The sequence below is a fragment of the Acidaminococcus sp. genome (genome assembly GCA_022482815.1).
Taxonomy (GTDB): domain Bacteria; phylum Bacillota; class Negativicutes; order Acidaminococcales; family Acidaminococcaceae; genus Acidaminococcus.
In genome coordinates this window covers 2,717,540-2,741,548 of the sequence record JAKVOM010000001.1, presented here as the reverse complement: position 1 = coordinate 2,741,548, position 24,009 = coordinate 2,717,540, and the positions used below count along the sequence as shown (strand labels likewise).

Annotated in this window: 13 protein-coding genes and 1 pseudogene; 7 read left to right on the top strand and 7 right to left on the bottom strand. The window is 47.8% G+C overall.

The genetic code is table 11. The annotated features are described in order from the left end of the window. Positions 1–129: 129 nt before the first annotated feature. The 6 genes from LKE33_11810 (at position 130) to LKE33_11785 (ending at position 14,345) form a co-directional block, all read left to right on the top strand. Positions 130–1,020, top strand: a complete 891-nt coding sequence (locus LKE33_11810) for a hypothetical protein (GenBank protein ID MCH3951600.1) — start codon at positions 130–132, stop codon at positions 1,018–1,020. A gap of 18 nt (positions 1,021–1,038) precedes the next feature. Next, complete coding sequence (locus tag LKE33_11805) at positions 1,039–3,126, top strand: autotransporter outer membrane beta-barrel domain-containing protein (protein ID MCH3951599.1); 2,088 nt, start codon at positions 1,039–1,041, stop codon at positions 3,124–3,126. A 530-nt stretch (positions 3,127–3,656) separates the two neighbouring features. Further along, positions 3,657–6,608 carry an autotransporter outer membrane beta-barrel domain-containing protein gene (locus tag LKE33_11800; GenBank protein MCH3951598.1) on the top strand — a complete coding sequence of 984 codons (2,952 nt, stop codon included), beginning with the start codon at positions 3,657–3,659 and terminating at the stop codon, positions 6,606–6,608. A 634-nt stretch (positions 6,609–7,242) separates the two neighbouring features. After that, complete coding sequence (locus LKE33_11795; protein MCH3951597.1) at positions 7,243–10,200, top strand: autotransporter outer membrane beta-barrel domain-containing protein; 2,958 nt, start codon at positions 7,243–7,245, stop codon at positions 10,198–10,200. A gap of 420 nt (positions 10,201–10,620) precedes the next feature. Beyond that, positions 10,621–11,073, top strand: coding sequence for an autotransporter outer membrane beta-barrel domain-containing protein (locus LKE33_11790; protein MCH3951596.1), 453 nt, complete (start codon positions 10,621–10,623; stop codon positions 11,071–11,073). Positions 11,074–11,390: 317 nt separating this feature from the next. Continuing rightward, positions 11,391–14,345, top strand: coding sequence for an autotransporter outer membrane beta-barrel domain-containing protein (locus tag LKE33_11785; protein ID MCH3951595.1), 2,955 nt, complete (start codon positions 11,391–11,393; stop codon positions 14,343–14,345). A 237-nt stretch (positions 14,346–14,582) separates the two neighbouring features. On the opposite strand, the gene LKE33_11780 is transcribed toward LKE33_11785, so the two are convergent. Continuing rightward, the gene (locus tag LKE33_11780) at positions 14,583–16,769 is read right to left on the bottom strand and encodes a ribonucleoside triphosphate reductase (protein ID MCH3951594.1); all 2,187 of its coding nucleotides are present in this window, start codon (positions 16,767–16,769) and stop codon (positions 14,583–14,585) included. A 17-nt stretch (positions 16,770–16,786) separates the two neighbouring features. Further along, positions 16,787–17,296 (bottom strand): anaerobic ribonucleoside-triphosphate reductase activating protein, encoded by a 510-nt coding sequence (gene nrdG / locus LKE33_11775; GenBank protein MCH3951593.1) that lies wholly within the window; start codon positions 17,294–17,296, stop codon positions 16,787–16,789. Positions 17,297–17,953: 657 nt separating this feature from the next. On the opposite strand from nrdG, the gene LKE33_11770 reads away from it, so the two are divergent. Further along, positions 17,954–19,582, top strand: a complete 1,629-nt coding sequence (locus LKE33_11770; GenBank protein MCH3951592.1) for an IS1182 family transposase — start codon at positions 17,954–17,956, stop codon at positions 19,580–19,582. Between the two features lie 246 nt (positions 19,583–19,828). On the opposite strand, the gene LKE33_11765 is transcribed toward LKE33_11770, so the two are convergent. The 5 genes and pseudogenes from LKE33_11765 to LKE33_11745 form a co-directional block, all read right to left on the bottom strand. Beyond that, positions 19,829–20,944 (bottom strand): transposase, encoded by a 1,116-nt coding sequence (locus tag LKE33_11765; protein ID MCH3951591.1) that lies wholly within the window; start codon positions 20,942–20,944, stop codon positions 19,829–19,831. A 6-nt stretch (positions 20,945–20,950) separates the two neighbouring features. Next, on the bottom strand, positions 20,951–21,352 hold the full coding sequence (gene tnpA, locus LKE33_11760) for an IS200/IS605 family transposase (protein MCH3951590.1): 402 nt from the start codon (positions 21,350–21,352) through the stop codon (positions 20,951–20,953). 246 nt (positions 21,353–21,598) lie between these two features. Continuing rightward, the gene (locus LKE33_11755) at positions 21,599–22,402 is read right to left on the bottom strand and encodes a carboxylesterase family protein (GenBank protein ID MCH3951589.1); all 804 of its coding nucleotides are present in this window, start codon (positions 22,400–22,402) and stop codon (positions 21,599–21,601) included. Further along, the gene (locus tag LKE33_11750; protein ID MCH3951588.1) at positions 22,336–22,497 is read right to left on the bottom strand and encodes a carboxylesterase family protein; all 162 of its coding nucleotides are present in this window, start codon (positions 22,495–22,497) and stop codon (positions 22,336–22,338) included. The genes LKE33_11755 and LKE33_11750 overlap by 67 nt, the downstream gene beginning before the upstream one ends. Continuing rightward, positions 22,492–23,071: pseudogene (locus tag LKE33_11745) on the bottom strand (carboxylesterase family protein). Before LKE33_11745 ends, LKE33_11750 begins: the two are co-directional and overlap by 6 nt. Positions 23,072–24,009: the final 938 nt, after the last annotated feature.

Here is a 24,009-nt window from a genome sequence, read left to right as displayed (position 1 = left end):
CCTGCCTTATTGGGGTGCACGAATAATTTCGCACACCTTGTGAGGCAGGTACTTTTCTATCAATAAATCTTTCGGTGTTGACGTCCGCTGTCTTTGCAAGACTGTCTTCCTTTTGGAAGCTACAGATGAATGAAAAGTCTTGGACTGATGCAAGGAGTTGAAGAAGGAAAAGGTGAGGAGATGAAAAGAAAGACAATTTTAGCAGTTCAATTGGCTTTGTCAGGTTTGTTGATCAGCGGGCTGCCCCGGCTGGCGGGAGCTGCAGTTTTCGAGGATGCAACGTGGTCACAGAATGCGGGGAACAATGACAGACTCTATACGTACTCAGACGATGAGAATGAATTTCGCATTACTGACTCTTATCAAGCAACGGCTATTTTAGTGAACAACGGTGCTCAGGTAGAAATCAATGCCACAACCGGCAGCAACACAGCTACAGATAATTATACGGGCCGGACAAACGCCTGGTGGGGTGCTTGGGTGAATGATTCCAGCACACTGACAATGAACGCAGCCCAGAACAATGAAATTACCGGAATGGGAATCCGGGATACGGCTGTCTATGCAAATAATGGCGGACAGATCCATCTTGAGGCTGATAAAAATATTCTTAAAGGTGTCAATTCTGCCGTAAGTGTTGTGACACCGGAAGCCAATATAGAAGTAATTGGCCGCAGCGGCAATGAGATTTCTATTTCTTCACAATCTGATTCATCGACTAAGGACGCCGTATTTGTAAATCAAGGAACAACGACGATTAAGGCCCTGAACGGGGATAATGTGATTTCCTCCACTGACCCTGATAATGAGGATAAGGCCGTTTATGCAAAATTTGGGGCTGAAGCCTCTATTATTGCCGAAAAGGGCAGCAATGTCTTTTCATCAACTCACATCGCACTTAACGCCTCAGGAAGGGATAAGGACCACCCTGGTGAACTAAGAGAGGGACATTTGCTCGTCAGCGCTGAAAAAGATAATGTGATGACAGTTTCGACGAGTGCAGCCGGTGAAGGTGTATAGGCGGACCGTCTTGGGGTTGTGGAAGTTGAGACAACAAATGGCAGTAATATTGTCCGTGTCAGCGGCACCAGTGCGGCAGGACTTGTCACGTTCCAGGAAGGGTCTGTTACACTTACGGCCGGCAGCGGCGACAATGATATCGAAACCGATGCCTATGGAATTTATAACCAGACGAGCAGTGATATATCGGTCATTACAGGCACAGGAACCAACCGCATTGTGGCGCCTGATGTAGGGATAGTTTCCGTATATGGAGCTCAAACTACCCTTAAAGGACAGACCATTGTGGAAAGTGATACGGCCTTGCAGGCAGACGGACAGGATGAAGATGATTCGGGTAATCCTACTGGCGACGGGGCTTCCATTGATTTGCAGTACGATGGCGCGTCAACGATTGAAGGCGACGTAGCAGCTTATAACAAAGGAACTATTACCATAGCTCCGCGGACAGATGCGCAGCAGAGTGAGCAAAAAATTGACCTGACGGGGACGTATCTGGCTTCCTACCAGGATGGGACCGAGGATCCGGACCAGTTTGTAGGCGGGACTATTAATCTTACGCTGACTGATGGAAGTACCTTAACGGGGACGACAACAAATGCTTCCGGTTTAGTGGCCCTCGAGGACAGGGGAACGGACCGCATGGGGACCATCAATCTGGAAATGTATGGCAGGAGTTTGTGGACTATGACCGGTTCCAGTTCCATCAGCACGCTTTCGGGTGACGGCGGTACGGTTCATTTCGCAAATGGCGGCGATCATCTGGAAATTACGGAAGGCGTTTCCGGTTCCCATACGTATGATATGGATCTTTCCTATGCGGATAAAACGCACAGCGATATGCTCTATGCCCGGACGGGTACGAGCGACCATCAGACACTGAATGTCAAGAATCTGGAGCAGCTTAACAGCGAAATGAGTGCCGGTGATGCTGTCCGCTATGCAACCGTGCAGTCAGATGCCGGCGGAGGCTTCCTGGGTAATGATTATGTCATTGTTAATGGCCTCTATAATGATACGCTGACGACGGAATATCGTACGGTGTCGTCCGATCCTAACCGGACAGATACTTACGATGCTGACCTTGATGTGGCCTATGGTCTGGATGATGCGACAAACATCTATCTGGTTAAGCAAGAAACACTCAACGATGGTGCCGTGTCACCAAGCCGCAACCGTGACATGATTTGGCGTTATATGACGACGCTGGATACGTTCACGAAGCGTGACGGTGAAGCGCGGTACTTTACGGATGAAGGCAAACGCGGCGCCTGGGTACGTCTGGGATACAGCAATCTCGGTGTTGATGGTGTCGGCGAACTCGACGGAAATACATACGAACTGGGCTGGACGACAGTATCCAGACAGAATGATGAACGGAAGCACCGCTTCAGCGCCTCCGTGGCTTATGGCAAGCCGAAGGGTCAGTTTGAAGGGTATGGCGGCGACTTGACGGTACGGGATTTCTCCGTGAACCTCTACGATACTCATGAATACTATCCTTCTGCAGAAGAGCTTGCCAATAAGCCGGAATGGAAGAAAGAGTCCCATGCTTATTGGGATAACTACCTGAAGTACCATCATGTGAAGACTGAATACGACGCTTATGATCACGTCGTGGGCACAAAGTATTCCGGTGACTATGATCAAAACGTGTGGAATCTTTCTACGGAATACGGTCATAAGCTCATGATGAACGAAGACTGGTTCTGGGTACCGCAGGCACAGCTGCAGCTGTCGTATCTGGGCAGCTATGATTACGTGGATTCCCAGGGCCTCCATGTCGACGGCGACAGCGACTGGAGTCTCATCGGACGTCTTGGTTTTGACCTGGTTCGCGATTTGCACGACAGCCGCAACAGCAAGATTTATTTCAAGGCATCGCTGCTCCATGAATTCCTCGACGGCAACGATGTCACAACGAGCTACGATGGTGACAGCTACGTAAACGAAGGCGACCAGAGCGGTACCTGGGGCGTAGTCGGTCTGGGCTTCAGCAGCAAGATTGGAGATAAACAGTACTTCTATCTGGATGCAGAACGTTACTTCGGCAACGATTTTGAACGGACGTATGATATCAGAGCCGGAGTAAACTGGAAATTTTAAATAAAAGTTTTAGTGCTTCGCGCAAAAAGAAAGCTGTGACACTGTGATCGCCTTTGGCGGCTGGTCATGAAAAAGTAAATATTAGCAGGGAGCTGTGGGGAAATGAGAGGTCATTTCTTCACAGCTCCCTTTGTCTTTATTGGTGCATTCAAGGGGGACGAACACTGCTGCAGTGAGGGTAAACTTTTTTGTGTGTGAAAAGTGATTAAATTGAAACACTTATTATTTAATTTTCTTTTGTAATAAATTGTCCTAATGATTAATTGTAGACTATTTTAAATCGTTACTGTAAAATATACAGGGACGAATCGACAAAAATATCTTTTGAATAATAGCTTATAGATAACTATAGATAATAATTTGCGGGCCTCGGAGGGCAAAACTAGGAGCCCGATGAATTGCCGGAGCGTCTTCAAGAGAACTTTTTATAGATTCGGTACGGACAGTAAGAAAAGGCGAAAAAGATAGCAATAGCCCTGGCAGATAGACAGGATTCGTTTGTATGTTAATGGGTGTCGAGGTGTATTTTGGTGAGCAGATTAGGCGGAACTTACAACTTAAAAAATAGAATACTGCCGGCTCTTTTGGCAGCGGTTTTTCCGTATTTCTGCGTGCTGCCGCAAGTGGAAGCTTCGTATCTGCAGCCCGGTGAGACTACTATCGGAGGTTCCTATGCCCTTGGCGATGACACCTTTGCTAACTTTGACGGTACCTATGCCACTGTAAGCGGTCAGACGATTTCTGCCACAGCCATTTCGGATGTCTCGATTTCGGAAGGGGCTTCCAATATGTATGCCATCGGCATGGGAAATGGAGCTAATAATAACACAATTCGCCTGGATATGCAGGGCTATGATTTATCAATGGATGTAAATTATGTCGCTGTTGGTATCGTTGATCAAAATGATGGGACCGATAACAACACTATTCAGATCCTAAATGGCGGCGATATCACGCTGCATACGGATACAGATGCAACAAACAAAGTGTTGAATTACGGAACAAATGGTCTGGTTGAAATTCAAGGAAAATCATTAACGATTACGAGCCAGGATTCAACCCCTAATGAAAATAATGCGTTTATGACAGGTTTTCAAAGCGTTACCAAAGTCAATATGACGGGAGATATTGTCGTTGATGTGAACTCTATTGGCGCTGCCTCGTATTCACAAGGTGAGACATATTTAGGAAGTGAGGACGGATCTATTCTTATCAATGCGGCCGGTACTGCAGCCGGGGCGACCGAAGAAGGGAAGTTAACACTTAAAGCAGGGAAAGATATCCGGCTGTGGTCATCCGATATCGTAACAGATACAATGAAATATGTAGTACATACCACCCGCAGCGGTGATCTTACGCTGGACGCAGGAAATGACATTGATATTGTGAACACCATCCAGGATGATGGGGCGGTCGCTATTCATAACAAAGACGGCTCAATTACTTCCGTAAGCGGCGGTACCACAACGATTACCGGCGAAATGGGGTACGGCATCCTGAATGAAAGCGGTTCGACTGAATTTACGGCCGGTGAGGGCATCTTTATCGGCGGTGATGCCACAGATTATGATGGAAATGCTGTGACTGGTGCTTTGGAAACGGGGATTTCTGCTTCCGGTGGTACGGTGACACTGCACTCCGATACAGAAGTGACAGCAGATACTGCTGTTGCTTCGAGCGGCGGCACGATAACTTTTGAGGCAGGGGCAATCCTTAACGGCATCGAAGGCACCGCTATCACGGTATCTGACGGCGGCACGGTGACTGCAGAAGATACCGAATCGACCAAACAGGTGGATGGCCTGATCTCAGTAACAGGAACGGGGAGCGAAGCGAATGTCGTTTTTGCGGGGTCTGATTCCTATCTGACAGGAAATGTGGAAGCAACAGAAGAAGGAACGGCTGATTTGACGTTCAGTGATACGGCCCTTTGGACCGGTGAATCTGATACGGGACTCTTAGCTTACCAAAACGGGGAAGCAACGGAAGACCAAATAGGTACAATCAACCTGGAACTCAACGACAGTGCTGTCTGGCTCATGACGGATTCCAGTGCGATTACGAGCCTTTCCGGCAGCGGCGGTACAGTCTACTACCAGGACGGAGGCGAAGCGCTGCAGGTCGGAACCGTTACGGGCTCCCACACCTGGGCACTCGATCTTAATTACGCGGATCACTCCCAGAGCGACATGATTTACGTCGTGAACGGAACGTCTGACTCGCAGACACTTGTCGTGAAAAATCTGAGTGAGCTGAACAGCCAGATGAGTGACGGCGACGCCGTGCGGTTTGCTACGGTGAAAAATTCCGGCGGCGGATTTACGGAAGGAAGAACGTATTACGCGGTCGATGGCCTTTATAACGACGCCCTGACCGTCGACTATCGTACGATTTCTGAGGATCCCGATGCAGATGAGAACTACGATGACGGTGAAAAACCGTCACAGGCGACGGTTGCCAGCCTGTACGGCGGAGACGACGCCACGAACATCTACCTTGTAAAATCAACTGCGGTAGAAGAGAACGCCGGTGCCGTTACACCAGCTAAAACTCGGGACATTGTGTGGCGTTACGTGACGGACCTTGATACGTTTACGGACCGTACCGGTCAGATCGTGTACTTCACGCCGGGTGCGGACCAGGGCGGCTGGGTGCGTCTGAGATACCGCAACCTCGGCGTCGACGGCGTCGGTGAGGTAGACGGAAACACGTACGAACTGGGCTATACTGTTGTAACCCGCCAGGATGAGGAACGAAATGACCGATTCAGTGCCTCTGTATCCTACGGAAAGGAATCGGGCAGCTGGGAAGGGTACGGCGGTGACCTCGAAATACGCGACTTTACGGTGAGCCTGTTCGATACGCATGAATATTACCCGAGTGCAGAAGAAATGGCGAAGAAGCCGGCCTGGAAACAGGGAACACACAGCTACTGGGATAACTATTTCAAGTACCATCATGTGAAGACGGAATACGGTGCTGTTGATCATCATACGGGCCTTAAATATGACGGGGACTACAGCCAGGACGTGTACAGCCTCTCCACGGAATACGGCCGGGTCAATAAGCTCGACGAAAAATGGAGTTTTGTGCCGCAGGCACAGCTGCAGCTATCGTACCTCGGCGGTTATGATTACGAAGATTCCCAGGGGCTGCATGTCGATAGTGACCATGATTGGAGCCTTATCGGGCGCCTGGGTTTTGATCTGGTTCGTGATTTTCATGACAGTCACGATAGCAAACTGTACTTCAAGGCAAGTTTGCTCCATGAATTTCTGGATGGTAACGATGTAACCGTTCGTTATGGCAGTGACCGTCTGGTGAACGAAGGCGACCAGAGCGGTACTTGGGGCTTAGTCGGTCTGGGCTTCAGCAGCAAGATTGGGGATAAGCAGTACTTCTATCTGGATGCAGAACGGTATTTCGGCAACGATTTTGAGAGAACTTACGATATCAGGGCCGGTGTAAACTGGAAATTTTAACTAAAAGCCTTGGCGCTTCGCGCAAAGAGAAAGCTGTGGCTGCCTTCGGCAGCAATGGTAATAAAGCTTTGAAAACGATACTACAAAAGCGCTTATGGCTTTTAGATATGGCATTTGGCCCCGTCTGCAACAGCGTATTAAAGCTTTTGATTCAAATATATATAAAACCTGAATTTTAGCGGTTAACCTAAATTTCAGGTTTTATTTTTTACTCTTTTTTATTCCCTTTTTGCCGTCAGACCATACTATTCTGCTGGCAAACCGGGAATAAATGTCAGACGTCAAAAGTTTAAGGCGCTTTTTCTAAAAGAAAGTCACCATTCGACTATGGGCAAAAGATTACTCATCTCCAAACTGCAATGATTGTAACATTTATTATTTTATTTACTACTAATAATTTATTCTAATAATTAATATTGGACTACATAATAGTATTGTTATACAATATATAAGAGAAACATTTAATAAATACAATTCTTAAAATAATTTCTAATAATAAATAATATTTTACGTGTAAAAAAGAAAAAATTATCACCTGCGGAAGGGTGGTAAAAGAACAGAAAATATAACAATAAATTCGGCAGATAAGTAAATAGGATTTGTCGTTATGTCCGCAATACGGAGGTGAGTGCTAATGAGAAGGTCAGACAAGACGTACTACTTGACAAAGAGGATACTCACAGCCCTAGTGGCGGCAATTCCGTATTTTTGCGCTGTGCCGCAGGTGGCAGCTTCGAACCTGTGGCCTGGTCAGGAGACGACAATCGGTGGATCCTATTGCCTCGGAAACGATACCTTTGCGAATTTTAACGGGCGCGGTGAAAGCGGCATGACAATTTCTGTCAAAGCTGTTTCGGATGTTTCGGTTTCGCAGGGGGCCGGCGGACGCTATGCTATCGGTATGGGAAACGGGGCCAGTAATGACACGATTTCTCTGGATATGCAGGGTCACGATTTGTCAATGAACGTAACTTACGTCGTTATCGGGGTCCTGAATGATAACAATGCCGGAACCCGCAATAATACCATCCAGATTCTGAATGCCGGCGATGTTACGCTGAGTACTGAGAATGAAAGCACTAACAAAGTCATGAATTCCGGAATTAACGGTCTGCTTGAAATTCAGGGCGACTCATTGACCATCTCGAGCCAGGACTCAGAGTCTAACTCTTATCCGGGATTTGTGACAAATCGCCAAAGTGTTTCCAGAGTCAACACGACGGGGGATATTGCGGTCAATGTGAATTCACTCGGCGTAACCGTGAATAATCAATGCGATGCGTCTTTTGAAAGTGAATCCGGTTCGATCCTGGTAAATGCCGCCGGATCGGCTTTTAAGGGACGCTCAGGAGGCCAGCAGACCTTCAAAGCAGGGAAGGATATCCAGTTGTGGACGTGGACTACGGCAGACAGCAGCCCTACTTTTACGAATAAAGACGTGGTGTATGTCACCGGCGGCGCTGCTCTTGATATGAATGCAAGGGCTAACATTGATATCGTCAATACGATTGATTACGACGGAACAGTGGGCCTCCATAATGACGGCGGTACGGTAACGTCCGTAAGCGGCGGTACAACTGTGATTACCGGTGAAACGGGAAACGGCATTATCAACGACAAGGGAACGATTGACCTTACGGCGGGCGGCGGAATCTATATCGGCGGCGATGCGTGGGATTCTGCCGGAGATGAAGTCGTCGGCGCTTTGGAAAAGGGAATCGCTGCCGCAAACGGAGCGGTTACACTGCATTCGGATACGGAAGTTACGGCGCAGCAGGCTGTCGTTTCAAATGGCGGTACGGTGACCTTTGCAAAGGGAGTTGTCCTTAATGGGTCGGAAGGCGCTGTCCTTGTCGATGGCAGCGGCACGGTTTCTGCGGAAGACACCGCTTCTGCTAAACAGGTAAAAGGCCTGATCTCCGTGTCGGGGACGGGAAGCAAGGCAGATGTTGTATTTAACGGGTCTGATTCCTATCTGACAGGAAATGTGGAAGCAACAGAAGAAGGAACGGCTGATTTGACGTTCAGTGATACGGCCCTTTGGACCGGCAAGTCCGATACAGGGCTCTTAGCTTACCAAAGCGGAGAAATGGCGGAAGAACAAACCGGTACAATTAATCTCGAACTCAACGACAGCGCTGTCTGGCTCATGACGGATTCCAGCTCTCTCACGAGCCTTTCCGGCAATGGCGGCACGGTCTACTATCAGGACGGCGGCGAGGCTCTGCAGGTCGGAACCGTTACGGGCTCCCACACCTGGGCACTCGACCTCAACTACACGGACCATTCCCAAAGCGATATGATTTATGTCGTAAACGGTACGTCTGATACCCAGACGCTTGTCGTAAAGAATCTAAGTGAGCTGAACAGCCAGATGAGTGACGGCGATGCCGTGCGCTTTGCTACCGTGAAGTACGCCGGAGGCGGCTTCAACGAAGGCACGACATATTATGTGGCAAGTGGCCTTTATAACGATGCCCTGACCGTCGACTATCGTACGATTTCTGAGGATCCCGATGCAGATGAGAACTACGATGACGGTGAAAAACCGTTACAGGCGACGGTTGCCAGCCTGTACGGCGGTGACGACGCTACGAATATCTACCTTGTGAAATCAACCGAAGTGGAAGAAAACGCCGGTGCAGTTACACCAAGCGAAACTCGCGACATTGTGTGGCGTTATGTGACGGACCTCGATACCTTCACGAACCGTACCGGCCAAAGTGTATACTTCACGCCGGGTGCGGACCAGGGCGGCTGGGTGCGCCTCAGATATCGCAACCTCGGCGTGGATGGTGTTGGTGAAGTCGACGGAAACACGTACGAACTGGGGTATACGACCGTATCCCGTCAGAATGATGAACGAAAAGACCGATTCAGTGCCTCTGTATCCTACGGAAAGGAATCGGGCAGCTGGGAAGGGTACGGCGGTGACCTCGAAATACGCGACTTTACGGTGAGCCTGTTCGATACGCATGAATATTACCCGAGTGCAGAAGAAATGGCGAAGAAGCCGGCCTGGAAACAGGGAACACACAGCTACTGGGATAACTACTTCAAGTACCATCATGTGAAGACGGAATACGGTGCTGTTGATCATCATACGGGCCTTAAATATGACGGGGACTACAGCCAGGACGTGTACAGCCTCTCCACGGAATACGGCCGGGTCAATAAGCTCGACGAAAAATGGAGTTTTGTGCCGCAGGCACAGCTGCAGCTATCGTACCTCGGCGGTTATGATTACGAAGATTCCCAGGGGCTGCATGTCGATAGTGACCATGATTGGAGCCTTATCGGGCGCCTGGGCTTTGACCTGGTTCGGAACCTTGATGAAAAGACGGACAGCAAGCTGTACTTCAAGGCAAGTTTGCTCCATGAATTTCTGGATGGTAACGATGTAACCGTTCGTTATGGCAGTGACCGTCTGGTGAACGAAGCCGACCAAAGCGGTACGTGGGGTGTCGTAGGTCTGGGATATAGCAGCAAGATCGGAGATAAACAGTACTTCTATCTGGATGCGGAGAGGTATTTTGGCAATAACTTTTCCCACACATATAACGTTAGGGCTGGAGTCAACTGGAAGTTTTAAATAAATGCTGTGGCGCTTCGCGCAAAAAAAAACTGTGATGCTGTGACTGCCTTCGGCAGCTATGGCGGTTAGAGCTTGGAAACGGTAAATAGAAAAGTAATTGTGGCATTGAGGCATGCGCTTTTTAATGGAGCGTGTGCCTTGATTTTTGTTTTGTTAAAGCTATCTTCCACCGCAAGGCAGGCTCTCCTTAAGAGTTTGTAGAGGAATTCCAAACCTTATGGTTTAACTTAACTAAGATTGACAAGAGGCTGGCACTTTTATTTTTGCGTCAGCGTAACTGCAATATTTGTAACATCTGGTATTCTTTTTATTTAAATTAAATAATTTTTATAATTATTACTGGACGATATTAAATTGTTACTATAAAATATACAGTAGAAAATTTAATTCAATTATGACGGGGACTACAGCCAGGACGTGTACAGCCTCTCCACGGAATACGGCCGGATCAATAAGCTCGACGAAAAGTGGAGCTTTGTGCCGCAGGCACAGCTGCAGCTGTCTTACCTCGGCGGCTATGATTACGAAGATTCCCAGGGCCTGCACGTGGACGGCGACCATGACTGGAGTCTCATTGGCCGCCTGGGCTTTGATCTGGTAAGGAACCTTGATGAAAAGACGGACAGCAAGCTGTACTTCAAGGCAAGTTTGCTCCATGAATTCCTGGATGGCAACGATGTGACCGTAAGTTACGGCAGTGACCGTCTGGTGAACGAAGCCGACCAGAGTGGTACGTGGGGCGTTGTAGGTCTTGGCTATAGCAGCAAAATAGGGGAGAAGCAGTACTTCTATCTGGATGCGGAGAGGTACTTTGGAAATGACTTTTCAAGAACGTACAACATTCGTGCCGGAATCAATTGGAAGTTCTGAGGAAAAGGCACCAGACCCAACAGAGCCTTCTGAAGAGTCTATCAGAAACAGAAAAGAACTTAACTTAGTAATGAAGATAGATTATGCTTCACATGGTGCAGGAAAAAGTAGAAGCTCAAAAAATTCTGTCAAAGCATGTCCAGGATGATTTCCTGTGCGGATGAATACAATCTGCAGTATTGTACAGAGGTCTGTCTGCCATCATATTGAAAATGAGTGAATCTGTGCCGTCAATAAAAGAGACAGAAAATATGGAAATAAATGAAAACAGGCGTGGAGAATTTGTTTTCAGGTTCGTGATATGGAGGCGTATTTTGGTGGGAAGGTTGAAGAGGAGTCGCAACTTAACAAAGAGCATACTACTAGCCCTTGCGGCAGCGGCTTTTCCGTATCTCTGCGCTGTGCCGCAGGGAGAAGCTTCGTATTTGCAGCCCGGGCAGGAAACTACCATCGGCGGAACTTACAGCTTACCCAGTGATACTTTTGCCAATTTTAGGGGAACAAGTGAAAGCGGCAGAACAATTTCTGCCAAAGCAGTTTCAGATGTTTCAATTTCACAAGGAGTTGGCAATCTGTACATGATTGGCATGGGAAATGGAGCCAGTGATGGTACGATTTCTCTGGATATGCAAGGCTATGATTTATCAATGGATGTAAATTATGTCATTATTGGTATTTTAGACAAGGGTGACGGGACAAGTAATGATACAGTCCAAATCCTGAATGCCGGTGATGTTTCATTGAACACGAGGCAAGACATGGGAAACAAAGTCATGAATTCCGGGACTGGCGGCCTGATTGAAATTAATGGAAACTCGTTAACAATTACTAGTCAGGAGACAGAGGCTGCTTCCTACGCTGGTTTTTCGACAAAAAAAGAGAGCGTTTCCAGGGTCAATATGACGGGGAATATTGTAATTGATGTAAACTCCCTCGGTGTTGCCACAAATTCTAAAGGTAATGCGCTGTTTGAAAGTGAGTCCGGTTCGATTCTTGTGAATGCGGCCGGTTCTGCTCTCAAAGCACTTTCAGAGGGAGAGCAGACGTTTACTGCAGGGCGCGATATCCGGCTGTGGACATGGACTACGACGCCTACCGGCACATTTATGAATAAAGACGTCGTGTATATCGCCGGCAGCGCTGCTTTTGAGATGGACGCAGGGAGCGACGTCGACATCGTAAATACCATCGACTATGACGACACCGCAGCCGTCCATAATAACGGCGGTACGATTACTTCTGAGAGCGGAGGCGCTACCAATATTACCGGAGAGATGGGGTATGGTATCCTGAATGAAAGCGGTACGACCGAATTTACCGCCGGCGAAGGTATTTTCATCGGCGGTGATGCGGCAGATTATGACGGAAATGCTGTAATCGGTGCGTTGGAAACGGGAATTTCTGCTTCCGGCGGAACAGTGACGCTTCATTCGGATACGGAAGTTACTGCAGATACAGATGTCGCTTCCAGTGGCGGTACGATAACTTTCGAAGCAGGGGCGGTTCTCTCCGGCACCGAAAGCGCTATCACTGTATCGGACGGCGGTACGGTTACTGCGGAAGATACCGAATCGGCTAAACAGGTGGATGGTCTGATTTCCGTAATAGGAACGGGGAGCGAAGCGAATGTCGTTTTTGCGGGGTCTGATTCCTATCTGACAGGAAATGTGGAAGCAACAGAAGAAGGAACGGCTGATTTGACGTTCAGTGATACGGCCCTTTGGACCGGTGAATCTGATACGGGACTCTTAGCTTACCAAAACGGGGAAGCAACGGAAGAGCAAATCGGCACGATCAACTTGGAACTCAATGACAGTGCTGTCTGGCTTATGACCGATTCCAGCTCCCTCACGAGTCTTTCGGGTAATGGCGGCACGGTTTATTACCAGGACGGCGGCGAAGCGCTGCAAGTCGGAACCGTCACGGGTTCTCACACGTGGGCCCTCGACCTCAACTACGCGGATCATTCCCAGAGCGACATGATTTACGTCGTGAACGGAACGTCTGACTCGCAGACACTTGTCGTGAAAAATCTGAGTGAGCTGAACAACCAGATGAGTGACGGCGACGCCGTGCGGTTTGCTACGGTGAAAAATTCCGGCGGCGGATTTACGGAAGGAAGAACGTATTACGCGGTCGATGGCCTTTATAACGACGTCCTGACCGTTGACTACCGTACCATTTCCGAGGACCCCGACGCAGATGAGAACTACGATGATGGTGAAAAACCGTCACAGGCGACGGTCGCCAGCTTGTACGGCGGAGACGACGCCACGAACATCTACCTTGTAAAATCAACTGCGGTAGAAGAGAACGCCGGTGCCGTTACACCAGCTAAAACTCGGGACATTGTGTGGCGTTACGTGACGGACCTTGATACGTTTACGGACCGTACCGGTCAGATCGTGTACTTCACGCCGGGTGCGGACCAGGGCGGCTGGGTGCGTCTGAGATACCGCAACCTCGGCGTCGACGGCGTCGGTGAGGTAGACGGAAACACGTACGAACTGGGCTATACTGTTGTAACCCGCCAGGATGAGGAACGAAATGACCGATTCAGTGCCTCTGTATCCTACGGAAAGGAATCGGGCAGCTGGGAAGGGTACGGCGGTGACCTCGAAATACGCGACTTTACGGTGAGCCTGTTCGATACGCATGAATATTACCCGAGTGCAGAAGAAATGGCGAAGAAGCCGGCCTGGAAACAGGGAACACACAGCTACTGGGATAACTATTTCAAGTACCATCATGTGAAGACGGAATACGGTGCTGTTGATCATCATACGGGCCTTAAATATGACGGGGACTACAGCCAGGACGTGTACAGCCTCTCCACGGAATACGGCCGGGTCAATAAGCTCGACGAAAAATGGAGTTTTGTGCCGCAGGCACAGCTGCAGCTGTCCTACATCGGTGGCTATGATTACGAAGATTCTCAGGGGCTGCATGTCGATAGTGACCATGATTGGAGCCTCATCGGGCGTCTGGGCTTTGACCTGGTTCAGAACCTTGATGAAAGGACGGACAGCAAGCTGTACTTCAAGGCAAGTTTGCTCCATGAATTTCTGGATGGTAACGATGTAACCGTTCGTTATGGCAGTGACCGTCTGGTGAACGAAGCCGACCAAAGCGGTACGTGGGGCGTTGTAGGTCTGGGATATAGCAGCAAGATTGGGGATAAACAATATTTCTATCTCGATGCGGAGAGGTACTTTGGAAATGACTTTTCAAGAACGTACAACATTCGTGCCGGAATCAACTGGAAGTTTTGAGGAAAAGCCTTGGCGCTAAAAGAAACTATCTTCTGCCACTTCGTGGCCTCCTCCTTCCGACTGCGTGGAAGGAGGTCCCAAAGGAATACTCAACCTGACGGTTTGGTTTAATGAAAGGCCATTTTTCTTTCACGGGCGGCGGAAGGCGAAAAAAGACTGTGAATCAATGATTGTTCATTGGTCCACAGTCTTTTTTAATACTTATTCGCTATGTTCTCTTGCAGATTCTCTTTTCCGTTACATGGCAGATTCCTGAAAGCGCTTTTTCGTAGTTTCTTCTTTTTTCTTATAGGTCCGGCGATTCTGGAACTCAGATACTTTTCCGTCGTTCCAGTTGCGGATAGGACGGTAATAACCGGTGATCCGCGAATAGACTTCCGTTTCGCCGCCGCACTTCGGACATGTGAAATGTTCTCCGGAAATGTAGCCGTCTTTCGGGCAGACCGAGTAGGTCGGGCTCAAAGTGTAGTAGGGAAGTTTGAAGTTTACGGCAATCTTTTTGACCAGGTTCATGGCTGACTTCCAATCGGGCAGACGTTCCCCGAGGAAGCCGTGGAAAACGGTTCCGGAAGTATAAAGCGTCTGCAGTTCATCTTCCATTTCCAACGCTTCAAAGATGTCATCGGTATAACCGACCGGAAGGTGGGAACTGTTGGTGTAATAAGGAGCTTGTCCTTCGTGGGCAGCGGTGATGATATCAGGGAATTCCTCCACATCATGTTTGGCAAAACGGTAGGTAGTCGATTCTGCCGGAGTCGCTTCCAGGTTAAACAAATCCCCATACTGTTCCTGGTAGTCGGACAGACGGTTTCTCATGTGCTGCAGGCACTTTACCGCGAGTCTGCGGCCCTTTTCCGTCGTCAGATCTTCATGCACCCAGGAGGCGTTCAGCAGCGCTTCCTCCATGCCGATGAGACCGATGGTAGAGAAGTGGTTTCGGAAACTGCCCAGGTAATGCTTCGTGTACGGATACATTCCGTTATCAAGAAGGTTGGTAATGACGTGCCGCTTGATGTCGAGGGAACGCGCCGCTACATCCATGTAGTGGTCCAGGATGCGGTAAAAGTCTTCCTCATCCTTGGCCAGGTATGCCATGCGGGGCAGGTTGAGGGTTACCACACCAATGGATCCCGTACTTTCACCGGAGCCGAAATAGCCGCCGCCCTTTTTTCTGAGTTCACGCAGGTCAAGGCGCAGTCGGCAACACATGGACCGCACATCCGACGGCTTCATATCGGAATTGATATAGTTCGAAAAATAAGGAGTGCCGTATTTTGCCGTCATTTCAAAGAGCAGGCGGTTGTTTTCCGTTTCACTCCAATCAAAATCCTTGGTAATGGAGTAGGTCGGGATGGGGTATTGGAACCCGCGGCCATTGGCGTCTCCTTCAATCATGGTTTCAAGGAATGCCTTGTTGATCAGATCCATTTCCTTCTGGCAGTCTCCATAATTGAAATCCATCTCCTTGCCGCCGACGATGGCAGGCCAATTAGCAAGGTCTTCCGGAACAGTCCAGTCCAGCGTCACGTTGGTAAAAGGCGCCTGGCTGCCCCAACGGGAAGGCGTATTGATGCCATAGATAAAGGATTGGATGCACTGTTTTACTTCTTCGTAAGAAAGGTTATCTACCTTGACAAAAGGCGCCAGGTAGGTATCAAAAGACGAAAATGCCTGGGCACCTGCCCATTCATTCTGCATGATGCCTAAAAAATTGACCATCTGGTTGCACAGCGTCGACAGATGTTTTGCCGGGGCGGAAGTAATCCGATCCGGTACACCGCCGAGCCCTTCTTCGATGAGCTGCTTCAGGCTCCAGCCGGCACAATAACCGGACAGCATGGAAAGGTCATGAAGGTGAATGAAACAGCGCCGGTGGGCTTCTGCAATTTCATCATCATAAACTTCCGTGAGCCAGTAATTAGCCGTGACAGCGCCGGAATTGCTGAGAATCAGGCCACCAAGACTCATGGTGACGGTCGAATTTTCCTTGACTCGCCAATCTTTGTTTTCACCGATATATCCATTGACCAGCTTGCGGTAATCGAGAAGGGCCTGCTTGGTGTTACGGGCCTTCTTGTGCCGGTCGCGGTACAGGATATAAGCCTTGGCCGTCTTCGGATATCCGCATTTCATCAGCGCTTCTTCGACATGATCCTGAATCTGCTCCACATTGGGAACAGCCGTTCCCTGTTCGGACAGGGCAGAAACGACAATCAGTTCTACGGCCCTTGCTACGGCAGACACGTCACGGGCATTGATTTCGCCGGTGGCCATCAGTGCCTTTGCAACGGCATTCTCTATTTTGGTAGCCTCAAAAGGAACCACTTTTCCATCCCGTTTGATGACCTCTTTCAGGCCTCCAGGATAATAGACTCCGCTGTCCCCGTTTTGAGCAGCTGTCGTGCTGCTCCATTTGCTTTCCATTTATGACCCAGCCTCCTTTATTCTTGCCAAAGCACTATCTTTCCCGTACGGATACTTTCCGGTACCCATATTAATCGCTGATTGGAACTTCCGCGCCACTTTGTGGTACCCGTGTTCAGGGCCGCTTTGTAGGGACCGTCCACCAGGACCGTAATATGGGGAAGAACCTTTTTGACTGCATTTCCAGCACTTCCCGACAGGATCGCTTCCCATGTCCAGCCGGTATATAACCATACAGGATATCCTGCTTTTTCCGCAGCTTCCGCTATGACAGCGGCTGCTTCCGGCTGCATGAGAGGATCCCCGCCCGAAAGGGTGACTCCGTCCAGGTACCGGGTGGAAAGCAAATCGGCAGTTACGTCCCCGACATCCTCTTCCATTCCGCCGTTCCTGTCATGGGTATCCATGTTCTGGCAGCCCGGGCAGTCATGCGGGCAGCCCTGGAAGAAAAGAGTATAACGGACACCGGGTCCGTCCACACAGGAATGGCGTTTGACGCCGGCAATCCGTACTTTCATTTCTGTCATCAAATCACCTTCCTGTTTTTTGCTGCCGTCCTTTTCTCGGCAGACGTAATTGTTCTATGAGAATACACCTATAATCATACTATATTTTGTATCGATGTCAATAGCGTTCTACAATATATAGTATTTTATACAAAATCGGGTGAAATTTTTATCCCTTTCTTTTTTCGCCTTCCGCAGCCCGCCCGTGAAAGAAAAATTTCCTTTCATTAAACCAAACCGTCAGGTTGGGTATTCCTTTGGGACCTCCTTCCACGCAGTCGGAAGGAGGAGGCCACGAAGTGGCGGAAGATAGTACCAATCTAATGCTAAGTGTCATAAGTAAAAGGCTAAAAGCGCCTTTTTAAAATAAAACCTGAAATTTAGGTTAACTGCTAAATTTCAGGTTTTATATCATATTTTATTTGAATTAAAGGCCTTACCACCCTGCTGCAGACGAGGCTAAATGCCATAGGCCATACGCCAAAGGCGCCTTTTTATTTTTTCACCGCCCCTTTTACGCAGGCTGCCGTCGGTGCAAAATTGTTTCGTCAGTTTTGTCATGAACTTTTGACATCCGGGGCTGTCGCATTTTGCGACGGCCTCTTTTGTATCAAAAACAAGGTAAAAGCAAGGCGCGGCCTCATTGAATGAGACCGCGCCTTGGTGTAGAATTTAAATATGCAAAAAAAGAAACCTACACAAAAGGATTATACAAAAATTGGCAGTTCTTATCAACTTTTTCTTCCTCTAAATTTTGAAGTACAAATCCCTAATGACGATCCTGTTCGCTTGGTGCGTGCCATGGTAGAAGGGATGGATGTAAAGGCATTGTATGACACGTATTCTCATGTCGAGAATAAATTAACGTCACCAATTCAGCTGCTGGAAATCGTCATTTATGCATGTATGGAAGGAATTCGTGGTTCGCGTAAGATAGAGCAATCCTGTAAAAGAGACACTCATTTCATGTTCCTCTTAGATGGGAAAAAAGCTCCGGATAATGCAACCATTGCAAGATTTTGTTCCCTCCATCTAAAACCATGTATCAAGGAGCTCATGATTCAGATGGATAAATGGCTGCTGGCTCGCGGTTTCATCACGCTGGATAGCCTGTTCATCGATGGGACAAAAATTGAATCTGTGGCAAACAAATACAAATTTGTTTGGAAAAACAGAGTCTTAGGCAGCCAGAACAAACTCATAGAGAAACTGGAGCAACTGGTTCCCGAAATCGAGGAACGTTTCGGGATCAAGGTCTGTTACGGAAACACTTTCCACATCCGTCATTTAAAGAAGCTCCTAAAAAAACTGCTTGTCATAAAGCGGGCTGAAGGGATCGAGTTTGTTCACGGATGTGGGAAAAGAAAGACCATCCTACAGAAGTACTATGAGATTTTAGCTAACTATCTCAAACGGCTTAAGGTGTATACGAAGCAGCTTCATATCTGTGGGGAACGGAACAGCTTTGCCAAAACAGACCCGGATGCTACCTTTATGAGGATGAAAGAAGACGCCATGCTTAATGGCACCTTAAAGCCGGGATACAATGTCCAATATGCAAACAATTCCGGTTTTACCTTGTTTGCAGATGTGAGTGCGCATCCCACAGATATGCGGACACTCATTCCTTTTCTTGAAGGATTTGAAGCCCACTTTGGTCAGAAATTTGCAAACATTGTAGCCGATGCAGGCTATGAAAGCGAAGAGAACTTGGTCTGGCTGAAGAAGAATCAGTATACTTCATATATCAAGCCTAACAATTATGAAAGAAGCAAGAGGAAAAAGTATAAGAACGACATCGGCAAAGCAGAAAACATGACATATTTGCCTGAGCAAGACATGTATATCTGTAAAGGTAGGAGACTGCTGAAAGTCAGCAAAGTAACCCAGGTAAAGAACCGGTCAGGATATGTGTCAGAGAAAACATATTACGAATGTAAGGACTGCAGCGGTTGTCCCTACAAGGAACAGTGCATCCATGGGAACAATTGCAGGACACCCATGGAGAAACGAAACAAGAAATTAGTGGTCTCGAAGAATTTTGCTGCACTGAGGGCAGAATCCCTGAAGAACATTACTTCCGAATATGGTAAGGAACTGAGGATGAACCGCAGTATACAGGCAGAAGGAGCCTTTGCGGATCTCAAGGATTCATTAAACGTCAGAAGACTAGAAACCCGAGGCAAAGGAAATGCCCTGGTAACAGTGGGAATATGTGCCATGGCACGGAATGTCCTGAAGGTCCATCACAAAGTTCAAAACGGCAAAGAGGATTTGCACTTATATCCGTTGAAAAAAGAGGCCTAAAAGATACGAAAAGAGCGCTCGAAAAAAGCAACTTAGGGTTGCTTAATTTCGTGCGCCCTTTTTTCATCTCAAAACATATTCAACTAAAAAGTAAGGCAAATTGGGGCCTTTAGCAAGTTATTTCAGGGATTAAAAATCGGTCACTTGCGACAGCCCCTTCCTGAGTGACTAACGCCCTCTGCTACCTTGCGATAGTCTTACGAGGACTCCTGCAGCTGGACGATGCCCCGCCCAGTATTGTTTACTTCAGGCCGATTCAAGTATTCGCAGGCCTTCCTGATGGATATTACGGGCAGCATTCCTGTCCCTGTCATGATGCGAACCACAGGCAGGGCAAACCCATTCGCGAATACGGAGATCTTTCATCTCAGGATTCTTATAGCTGCATTCCGAGCAGAGTTGGCTAGACGGGAAGTATGGATCTACTTTAACGATTCTTGTACCAACCTGCCTGCCTACATAAGCGAGGATATTCTCGAACTCAGAAAGCCCGTAGTCCATAACCTTTTTCCCGTGGCCTTTCTGCATGAACTTCATATTCAAGTCCTCAAGACAGATGACTGCGTAGCGGGAGCATAATTCTCTTGCCAACTGCCAGTGAAAAGCATTACGCTGATTCGCAATCCTACGATGCAGACGAGCCAATTCCTGGCGAGCCCTGCACCGATTGGTTGACTGCATACGTTTCCTGGACAGCTTGCGATTGGCACGGGCAATTTCGTTCCTGGCTTTGCAGAAAAATCTTGGTTCCCGGATATCTTCCTCCGGATTTTCAGCTATGAGCATTTTGCCATTGAAACCGAAATCGAAGCCGACGCTTTTACCTGTTCGTGCTCCTACTTCGATATCCGGCAATTCGCAGGTGAAATAGAGATAGATATCACCAAGACTGTCCCGTTTGATAGTCAATGTCTTAATCTTGCCTTCGATGTTGCGGCTTTTCGCATAGCGGTATTTCTGTTTTGCGATATAGACAATACCATGTTCCTGATCCAGTTTCCAACCAGCCTGTTTGAGCGTATAGGATTTATACTTTCGCACCTTGCGGAATCCTGGTGGTGCCGTCTTCCGCTCCCGCTTCAGGTTTTCCCAGAAAAGCTTATAGCCCCTGTCAATGCGTTGAGTAACATCTTGTAAGGCTTGCGAGCCAATCTCTTTCAGATAAGCAAAACGCGGTATTTTCTTAAGCTTCGTGAGATGCTTCTGGAGCGCATAGAGGTTCAATGACTTATGGTACAGTTTCCAATATCTCTTATGCAGGGCAATGCAATGATTGTAGGCCATTCCGGCAGCATTAATCTGCCGATGCAGTTTTTTGTTCCGCTTAGCACGGAACAGCTTGAACCCGAATGTCCTGACCATTGCTTTTCACCCCCTGGTTTTTTGAGTATCCACATAGCGTTTAATCGTTTCGCTGCTGACATTGCCGGCCGTCGAAACAAAATAGCTCCTGGTCCATAATGACGACATGCCACTCAGTTGAGGAAATTCATCTCGAAGTCGATGGGAGGAAGCTCCTTTCACCTCCCTCATAATTTCGGCAGGGGATTGCTTCGGCCAGCACCTTAAAAACAAATACACATGGTCGATATGGCATTCCATAGCAAGGATTTCAATTTTAAGTTCCTCGCATATCTGCCGTGTCAGCTCCTTGAATCTCTCCTCGACATGAGGAATCAAGAATATCTTGCGGCGGTATTTGGGACAGAATACAAAATGATAGTTGATGAAAGATACTGTTGTTTTTGTCCTGAAATATTTATTTTCCATGATGTTAGCATAACATATTGATAGATAATTATCAATTAACCATCTACGAGCATGCAAAATATCATTTTGTTTTTAGTGGACAAGTTTCATCCCATGGTTAAAACCAAGGGCTTTCACTCGCTGGGGATTTGTAAAGGTACATTGCTGAATTCAGGTCAGATGTCAAAGGCATTTTTTTAAGCAAACCGGCGTATAGAAAAGCTTGCTCCAGCGTCTTGAGCTGCAACTGGTAATGATTTTATCGCTTCAGCGCAATTCGCTGTTCGTCATGGCCTGCATCAATGCATCATCATGATGTTGAGTCAGATAACTATGGTCGTCCAGAATCATCGTGTATCCGTTTTGAACAGTGTAGGGCTTCCATTTGGATACGCCTTTCGCTTTGGGAATGCCTGTATGGGCAAAACTGCTCCAAAGGGCCGTCATGGTGTCTGCAAGGGGAGAGGTTTCCTTCGTATTGCTGAATACGAAGGGAATTTCAGCCGTGTGGTAGACACCGGCATTGCCGATTTGCTTAGTGAACATGTAGGCGTAGACGGGAGCTCCGTTTTGCTCTGCCTTGTGATCCATTGCCAGTTTGGTCGTAGGACGAAACCGTGTGTCCACAAATTCAGCCGTGTCAAAATCTTCTTGTGGATATGCTTTGGCGTACAGGATTTTTTGCCGCTCCGTCATATTTTTATGTGCCGTGAAGGGGAAGATAGTCGTCCATTCGTTCAGATTGCTCCCAATCAGGAGAGGCACATCTTTTCCGGAAGGAGCGAAACCATGCTCTTGCACGGGATCCAGGGGCAGAAAATCCGTCCCCGATACGGGTTGGAACATCAGACTGTACCCATCTCCCAGAGGACTGGGAATCCGGTGACGGTCAGCTACGGTTTGCAGCGCTTTCTCCGTAGCTTTCCATAGCGTTTCTACGGGTATTGTCTGAAGTTCTTCCAACAGTTCCGGATTCAGATCCAGATTTTTCAGCGTTTCTTCCGTCACTTCTCTGCTGATGGCTGACGGGGTAAAACGAATTCCTGTCGTGTCCGATGTCCCACTTTGCACGATGGCTTTCTGGAACAGGCCTCCAATATCTTACTGCCGCCGCCGGACTGACCGAAGAGGGTCACGTTGTCGGGGTCTCCGCCGAAGCGGGAAATGTTGGCACGAATCCAGCGCAGTGCCGCAACCATGTCCATACTGCCGACGTTGGCGGAATCCTTGTATTTTTCTCCGTAAGCGGACAAATCCAAGTGCCCCAGTACGTTCAGCCTGTGGTTGATGGCTACGACGACTACGTCACCCTTCCGGCTCAGGTTCTCACCGTCGTACCAGCCTTCATTTCCGCTGCCGCTGACGAATCCGCCGCCATGGAGCCAGACCATGACCGGTTTTTTTTGCCTCAGGATCCAGGGTGGACGTCCAGATATTTAAGTTCTGGCAATTGTTGGAAACGGGTACGTCGGTAATCGGCCGGTCTGTTCCAAATAGATATTGAGGAGAGATTGCTCCGTACGATGTAACATCTTTTACCCCTTTCCACGAGGTAACCGGGCTGGCTTTCACAAACCGTTTCGCAGCTTCTGCGTAGGGGACGCCTAAATACTGATAAATCCCATTGTGCACAGAGCCGCGGATTTTTCCGCCTGTCACGTCGACGATACTGGCATCGGAGGCAGTTACGGCGTCCTGTGAATGAGGATTATAGGCGGCAGCTGTGTGGAGCACCGACATGTTGTTCGTTGTCCCGGTTCCAAAAGCTGCCTGGACAGTTCCCGCAGAAGAGGCTGATACGGTGGAAAGCACTGCCGCCAGCAATAATAATTTCTTTAGATTCCTATGGCTCATAAAAAACACTTCCTTGTTGTACAAACGCCTTGGTTTCTTATTCACATCCTATAGACTGTCATAATGTGTGTCAAGAATCCGTACATAGGAATGCATGTGATACGTATAAAACATAACAATTTGTAAAAATTATTCCAGCTTCATCGAGAGTGAAAATCGGTACTAAGAACCGGTAACGAAGACTACTGGAACTGTGAATTTTGGCGGAAGAAATTATCTGCAGTACTTTAGCGTTAGACTTTTCTTGATGACAGAATGTAGTATGCCGGCATTTCATTCTTAAGTAAATTTTAGCAAGATATAAAAAATAATAGCATTCAATAGCATCTGCCCGCACGGGTGTACTAACCGTTCGTCACTAATTACTTTTTTCTTCGCCGCTGAGGCCATAGGCTAAAAGCACTTTTTCTTATCATATCGGCAGCATTTGCATATTATTCAGCAGTGTTTTCAGTCTTTTTTCTTCATTAAGTCCTAACAATGACGGATTGAGTCTTCAAAACTTCGCTGTGAAAATGACAATAAGGTACAGAGAAAAAGAAAATCAGGTCTGTTTTTTCTTCCGGAATCACAAAAGAATTTAGGAAGAAGAACAATTGTGTAATAAATTTTACATCTGGCAGCCGACGGCCAGAGGGGGCTTGAAAGGGAATAGAGTATTTTAGTAATAAATAAATATTCGTGATAAAGAACAAAAACACTTTATAAATTAATAATTAATGTTGTCAAAAATAAATTGTTATGATATACTTGCCATGAAGACAATTTACTGAATTCATTTAAGTTACAATTAAATTTTTTAAAAAATCAAAAAATAGAAAGAT

Coding starts and splice junctions, on each gene's coding strand:
- LKE33_11780 (MCH3951594.1), bottom strand. CDS start 16,769: ATGGAAAGCAAATGGAGCAGCACGACAGCTGCTCAAAACGGGGACAGC.
- tnpA (MCH3951590.1), bottom strand. CDS start 21,352: ATGGAAAATAAATATTTCAGGACAAAAACAACAGTATCTTTCATCAAC.
- LKE33_11770 (MCH3951592.1), top strand. CDS start 17,954: ATGCAAAAAAAGAAACCTACACAAAAGGATTATACAAAAATTGGCAGT.
- LKE33_11810 (MCH3951600.1), top strand. CDS start 130: ATGAAAAGTCTTGGACTGATGCAAGGAGTTGAAGAAGGAAAAGGTGAG.
- nrdG (MCH3951593.1), bottom strand. CDS start 17,296: ATGACAGAAATGAAAGTACGGATTGCCGGCGTCAAACGCCATTCCTGT.
- LKE33_11765 (MCH3951591.1), bottom strand. CDS start 20,944: ATGGTCAGGACATTCGGGTTCAAGCTGTTCCGTGCTAAGCGGAACAAA.
- LKE33_11795 (MCH3951597.1), top strand. CDS start 7,243: ATGAGAAGGTCAGACAAGACGTACTACTTGACAAAGAGGATACTCACA.